The organism is uncultured Tenacibaculum sp., from assembly GCF_947498805.1.
Classification (GTDB): Bacteria; Bacteroidota; Bacteroidia; order Flavobacteriales; family Flavobacteriaceae; genus Polaribacter.
This window is the reverse complement of record NZ_CANMLT010000019.1, coordinates 1-2,865: the sequence shown is the minus strand read 5'-3', so window position 1 is coordinate 2,865 and position 2,865 is coordinate 1. Positions and strand designations below refer to the sequence as shown.

The 2,865-nt window shown below is 28.2% G+C and carries 2 protein-coding genes; both read right to left on the bottom strand.

From position 1 onward, the window contains the following. Positions 1–345: 345 nt before the first annotated feature. A complete protein-coding gene (locus Q0873_RS18145) occupies positions 346–831 on the bottom strand; it encodes a hypothetical protein (protein WP_299110207.1) in 486 nt (161 codons plus the stop codon). Positions 832–833: 2 nt separating this feature from the next. Beyond that, positions 834–2,865 (bottom strand): hypothetical protein (locus Q0873_RS18140; protein ID WP_299110205.1); only part of this gene is annotated, 2,032 nt, incomplete at its 5' end.

Below are 2,865 nucleotides of genomic sequence, written 5' to 3'. Positions count from 1 at the left end.
AAAAAATGAATAATTTTTAGATACTAAATTTTTGCTGTAAAAATAAAATGAATAAATAATTTAAAATTACGGAAACCAGTAGTTTGTCTAATAAATTTGATAAAAAGTTCTATTAGAAAAGAATATGACATTAAATTCGATTTAATTCAAAAAAACAAACCCTTTTAAGTACTTAACTTAAAAGAGTTTATTGTTTGTGGAGAACATATTTCTTCATTTCATCCAATATACCTTTACATCTTTCAATATGCTTTTATAAGCACCAATTATTACAATGGTCTCCTTTAAAATACTTACAACTTGAAAAGGAAAATAGTAATACTAGAAAAACTAAAGGTCTTATCGTTATTTTTTAATGAATCGTATGGCACTGCATTCGTCAGGGTCACCGACCTTGATAAGAATTACTGGTTTACCATTCTTTTTATAAACTTCCCAAGAAGTTCCATAATTCTCTAATGAATCTTGTTTTTCAAAAATTAAATCTACCGATAGAAACAAGTTTTCTTTAAAAGGTACTTGTTTCCAATTAGCTTTAGCATTAATTTCTCTGTTTAAGTTAAAATTAAATACTCGACTCGGTATATTATATATTTCGATTAATTGATTACTAACTTTTATATATGTGTTTTCAGTATTTAAATTATAGCTATTACCTATAAATGATTCCACATAATACTCACCAATAAAAAAGTCATCATTTTGTTTTTTGTTAAGCCTAATAAGACCTGAATCTAACTCACAAGGAATTAGATAACAAGCGTTAAAAAGTATTAAGAAAAAAAAAACTATTATATTATTAAATTTTCTTTTTTTTATTAAATGTCTCATAGTTATCTTACTTTAATTCTAATATAAAAATATTGTTCAATGGTTGATAAAGGAATGCTTCCGTGTATTGTACGGTCGTAATTATGAACTAAATTACTATGTAGTAGTAAAGAGTATCTACTAGTAGGGTTGATTATTATCACATCAATATACCCTGTAAGACTTGAAGGTCTATATTCAATTCTCGTACCTCCTACAAAAAATTGTACCAAATTAGCATTAATATGTTGACTGATAGAATTTATAACCCCAGCATGATCAGGACTAAATGCATTTCCTCCTCTAATCATGGTATTATTTAAAACAAATTGATTAAATGTTAAACCTCTTTTACCTAGTTTATCTTCAAAATCCTGCTTTATTTGATTTATTCTATCCCCAGCAAAGAAATCACTCCAAAACATTCCGTTCGAAAACTCTCTTTTGGCCGGACCTTCTCCATTGGCAAACTCATATAACAATATTCCTACTCCTTTCTTTCCGTCAATATCAAAAGTGCTTTGTTTTTGAGACTCTGTAAAGCTTGCAACACCAGGAGTTAATGAATTGGCTGTAAGAGTTAAAGCATTCTTAAGTTTAAGGTCAAGATCAACATTAATTATTCCCCATAATACTGATGGAATACGTGTTCTTATGCTCTCAATTTTTCTAGCTAAATCTCTTAAAGTCGTTATCCAAGAGTCATCTAAGGGATTAAAATCTTCTTTATTAATTTTAACATCAAAATTATCTAATTTTAATGAAATATCAATAGCTTCATGGGCTATTGTTTTTGCTTCTTCATTAATTATTCCGTTAACCTTATTTTGATTTACATATTTAATTAATTCTTTAACTTCTGCTTTATCGTTGTTTTTATACAACCAATTCTTTTGAGTTATATTTTCTAGCCCTAGTCCTCGAATCAATCCTCCAATTACTGCTCCATTGGCTAGTTCTATTCTAATACTCGAAATAGCTAGTTGTTCATAATAGTCTGGGGGTAATATTTTTCCTCCTGATGGGTCTTGCGGATTGTTGACGTCTCTTAATTTTGCATTGCTATATCGTTTATCAAATTCATCTCCTTTATGTGGGTGATCATTTAACCATTGCAATTCATCTAAATTGGTAATTCTTAATAAAGATACTAGTTTGTCTATAGTAGTTGTAGCGTGTATAGAAGTTGTGTTAATAAGTCTATTCAGCTCTTTCTCTTTTAATTCTTTGTGTTTGTTTTTTGCAGTATTTATGTGAAAAAGAGAATTACCATAGTCTCTTTTCCAAATTATTTTCCAATGATCTACATGAAACAATGATACATCATTATTCTTATTTGCATTTACATAGTTAGTTACATAGACTGAAGTAATAGAGTTTATCTTATTTAAATACTTTTCAAATAATTTAGCCTCTTGAGGATTCATGAGAATCGGAGTAGGTCTATTAACAAGTTGATCATAATAAATATAAAACTGCATAAAATCTAAACGATCCCACTTGTTTAAACTGTGGTAAATACTATTTTTAGTTTTTAAAACACTATTATCAAAAGAAGCTCCAAATATTTTTGTGATATAATCACTTTCAAACTCTCTCCATTTATTATCTATAAATTGCCCTAATAAATTGCTATAGGCATTATTTAACGTGTTAATATCCTTTATATCTTTTAAAGGAACACCATTTACTTCGTAATTAGGGTATATGGGATAATTAATAATACCATTTCTAATTTCAGCTTCTCTTATTTTTAAAGCTTTAAGCCCTTTAAGATTAGTCTTAGTTTTAAATGACCTTATATTTCTATCTGATCTTTTACTATTAATAACAGGAGTTACATAGTTACTTCTGTTCTTCCTTTCATGCTCTAAAAAAGCATGGTCTTTTGCTTCATTGTAAGATGAAAACTGTTTACGGTACTTGTTTTCTAAAAACTTCTTTATGATGCCTGTTTGTTTATTGTACCATACATTTGCCTCTCTTTTTGCTGCTAATCTTATCAAAGATTCATTATATACAGCAGTATCAAAGGAGCTGCTCCAGTTGATACGT